General features: G+C 71.5%; 4 protein-coding genes. 2 read left to right on the forward strand and 2 right to left on the reverse strand.

Features of this window, described 5'->3' with window-relative positions; translation table 11 throughout:
* Positions 1-11 precede the first annotated feature (11 nt).
* Both GA0115240_RS19715 and GA0115240_RS19720 read right to left on the reverse strand, forming a co-directional pair.
* Positions 12-1,025: an AAA family ATPase gene (locus GA0115240_RS19715; protein WP_093738044.1), complete on the reverse strand. Its 1,014-nt coding sequence runs from the start codon at positions 1,023-1,025 to the stop codon at positions 12-14.
* A gap of 140 nt (positions 1,026-1,165) precedes the next feature.
* Positions 1,166-1,732 carry a beta-class carbonic anhydrase gene (locus GA0115240_RS19720; RefSeq protein WP_093738046.1) on the reverse strand — a complete coding sequence of 189 codons (567 nt, stop codon included), beginning with the start codon at positions 1,730-1,732 and terminating at the stop codon, positions 1,166-1,168.
* A 121-nt stretch (positions 1,733-1,853) separates the two neighbouring features.
* Here GA0115240_RS19720 and mraZ point away from each other — a divergent pair, with 121 nt between their 5' ends.
* Together mraZ and rsmH are read left to right on the forward strand one after the other, a co-directional pair.
* The gene (mraZ, locus tag GA0115240_RS35670; protein WP_218087433.1) at positions 1,854-2,576 is read left to right on the forward strand and encodes a division/cell wall cluster transcriptional repressor MraZ; all 723 of its coding nucleotides are present in this window, start codon (positions 1,854-1,856) and stop codon (positions 2,574-2,576) included.
* Positions 2,573-3,409, forward strand: an 837-nt coding sequence (gene rsmH, locus GA0115240_RS19730) for a 16S rRNA (cytosine(1402)-N(4))-methyltransferase RsmH (protein WP_093738048.1), incomplete at its 3' end; no start/stop codon positions are given. The genes mraZ and rsmH, both read left to right, overlap by 4 nt.

The following is a 3,409-nucleotide window of genomic DNA, read 5'->3' on the forward strand; positions in this document are numbered from 1 at the left end:
GGGCGGGGCCATCACAGGCCCCGGCTGCCCATGGCGCCCGGCTGCGGCCAGTTGCCGGCCGACGGGTCCGGCACCGGCACCCGCTGCACGATCTCGGCCACCACCTGCTCGGGGGTGCGCCGGTTCAACTGGGCCTGCGCGGTGGGCAGCAGACGGTGCGCCAGCACGGAGGCGGCCAGCGACTGCACGTCGTCGGGCAGCACGTAGTCCCGTCCGTCGAGCGCGGCGGAGGCCCGGGCCGCCCGGATCAGGTGCAAGGTGGCCCGCGGTGAGGCGCCCAGCCGCAGGTCCGGGTGGTTGCGGGTGGCGCCGACCAGGGTCACGGCGTACCGGCGGACCGGGTCGGCGACGTACACCTGCCGGACGGCCTCGATGAGTTTGACGATCTCGTGCGCGTGCGCCACCGGCTGGAGGTCGTCCAGCGGGGAGGCGCCGCCGTGCATCTCGAGCATCTTCAGCTCGGAGTCGGGGCTGGGGTAACCGATGGAGACCCGGGCGGTGAAACGGTCCCGCTGGGCCTCCGGCAGGGGATAGGTGCCCTCCATCTCGACGGGGTTCTGGGTGGCGATCACCATGAAGGGACTCGGCAGTTCGTACGTGGTGCCGTCGATGGTGACCTGCCGCTCCTCCATGGACTCCAGGAGTGCCGACTGGGTCTTGGGGGAGGCGCGGTTGATCTCGTCGCCCACCACGATCTGCGCGAAGATCGCCCCCGGTTTGAACTCGAAGTCGCGCCGCTGCTGGTCGAAGACACTGACCCCGGTGATGTCCGAGGGCAGCAGGTCCGGCGTGAACTGGATCCGCCGCACCGAGCAGTCGATCGAGCGGGCCAGTGCCTTCGACAGCATGGTCTTGCCTACGCCCGGCACGTCCTCGATCAGCAGATGCCCTTCGGCGAGCAGAACGGTCAGCGCGATGCGTACGACCTCCGGCTTGCCTTCGATCACACTCTCCACGCTGCGGCGGACCCGATCCGCGGTCGTGGTCAGATCGCTGAGGCTTGCTCGTGGGTCAATGGTCGTCACCCGGTACTCCTCGGCCTGTTCCTAGGGACACGGTCATCCCTGGACCGGCCCTCCCCGAACTGGGCAACGTCCGTTCGTGACGAGACGTGCCGCAGGATGCATTCTTCCCTTACGTGGCGGTCCACGTCACTCGCCAGCCGTTACGAGTTCGTGATTTCCCGCAGCAGGCCGGTCCGGACATCGAAAACGAAGCCGCGCACGTCGTCCGTATGGGCCAGGAACGGGGAGGTGCGGACCCGGGCCATGGACTGCCGGACGTCCTGGTCGACATCGGTGAACGCCTCGACCGCCCAGGTCGGGCGCTGGCCCACCTCCTGCTCCAGTTCGCGGCGGAAGTCCTCGGTGATGCTCTGCAGGCCGCAGCCGGTGTGGTGGATGAGCACCACCGAACGGGTGCCCAGCGCGCGCTGACTGATGGTGAGGGAACGGATGGTGTCGTCGGTGACCACGCCGCCGGCGTTGCGGATGGTGTGGCAGTCGCCCAGTTCCAGGCCGAGCGCTTTGTGCAGGTCGATGCGGGCGTCCATGCAGGCGACCACCGCGACCCCCAGCACCGGCTGGGCGTCCATGCCCGGGTCGTGGAAGGCGGCGGCGTAGCGCTGGTTGGCTGCGACGAGCCGGTCGGTGACGGAAGCGGTCCCGGCGGACCCCGGGGGAGTCGCGGAGGGCTCGGAGGGGCCGTTGAGGCCGCTGGCAGATATCGACATGTAGATGACGGTAGCGGTTGACCCCCGGCTGTGGCGGGGCGCGCCCGCTCCGGATTTCGTTGACCGTGGGGCATGGTGGAGTAAAGTGGCGCGAAGTGGTGCCGTCTGCGGGAGGTGGGCCGTGTTCCTCGGGACGTACACCCCTCGACTGGACGACAAGAACCGGCTGGTGCTGCCCGCCCGGTTCCGGGACGCGCTCGCCGACGGACTGGTCATCACCCGTGGGCAGGAGCGCTGTCTGTGCGTGTGGCCGGTGGCCGGCTTCACGGCGGCCACCGAGCGGCTGTCGGCTGCCCCCCTCACCTCCAAGTCCGCCCGCGACTATCTGCGGGTGCTGTTCGCCGGGGCCCATGACGAGGTGCCGGACAAGCAGGGCCGGGTGACGGTGCCGCAGCCGCTGCGGGAGTACGCCGGGCTGGTCCGCGACTGCGCGGTGATCGGCGCGAACACCCGGGTGGAGATCTGGGCGGCGGATGCCTGGGAAGGCTATCTGGCGGCCCAGGAGGACACCTTTTTCGGCCCTGTCCGAGGAGGTTCCGCCCGGATTACTGTGAGCGCGGCCCCGCCCTCTCCCGGTGGCCGCGCGGCCCCCGTACCCGGCGCCGTACCACCCGTGCGGACGTACGGCCCGGCCTCCTCCCGCTCTCCGGCTCGCTTCCGCCGGCGCCACTTCCCCGGTGCCAGGGGAACGTTTCTCCCGAGCGGGCGGGGACCAGGTCCTACGTCCGACCGCCCGGCCGACGGCGGCCGCCCCCACCGCGCCCGATCCCTCCGCGCCCCTCCGGGCGTCCGACCCCGCACCACCGCGCACGATCCCGGAAAACCCAGAAAAAGGCCCCTATGAGCAACCCGTCCCCACCCCAGCGGCACATTCCCGTGATGCTGCGGCGCTGCCTCGACCTGCTGGCGCCCGCGCTGGCCCAGCCGGGCGCGGTGGTGGTGGACGCCACGCTCGGGCTCGGCGGCCACAGCGAGGCGCTGCTGAGCACCTTTCCGGCCGCCCGGCTGATCGCCGTCGACCGCGACCAGGAGGCGCTGAAGCTGTCCGCCGAGCGCCTGGCGCCCTTCGGCGACCGCGCCACCCTCGTGCACGCCGTCTACGACGAGCTGCCCGCGGTGCTGGAGCGGCTGGGCGTGCCCCGCGTGCAGGGCGTCCTGTTCGACCTCGGCGTGTCCTCCATGCAGCTGGACGAGGCCGACCGCGGCTTCGCCTACGCGCAGGATGCGCCGCTGGACATGCGGATGGACCAGTCGACCGGGATCAGCGCCGCCGAGGTGCTCAACACCTATCCGCCCGGCGAGCTGGTCCGGATCCTGCGCGCCTACGGCGAGGAGAAGTTCGCCCGCAAGATCGTGGACGCGGTGGCCCGGGAGCGCGAGCGGGAGCCCTTCACCAACAGCGGACGGCTGGTGGAGCTGATCCGTCAGGCGCTGCCGCAGGCGGCCAAGCGGACCGGCGGCAATCCCGCCAAGCGGACCTTCCAGGCGTTGCGGATCGAGGTCAACGGCGAGCTCACCGTCCTGGAGCGGGCCGTACCGGCGGCGGTCAGCGCCCTCGCGGTCGGCGGCCGGATCGCGGTGCTGTCCTACCAGTCCCTGGAGGACCGCCTGGTCAAGCAGGTCTTCGCGGCGGGCGCGGCCAGCACCGCCCCGCCGGGCCTGCCGGTGGTCCCCGAG

The sequence above is a fragment of the Streptomyces sp. DvalAA-14 genome, from assembly GCF_900091855.1.
GTDB lineage: Bacteria > Actinomycetota > Actinomycetes > Streptomycetales > Streptomycetaceae > Actinacidiphila.

Bases quoted from the DNA above. Each gene is read 5' to 3' on its own strand.
- GA0115240_RS19720 (WP_093738046.1), bottom strand. From the start codon at position 1,732: ATGTCGATATCTGCCAGCGGCCTCAACGGCCCCTCCGAGCCCTCCGCG.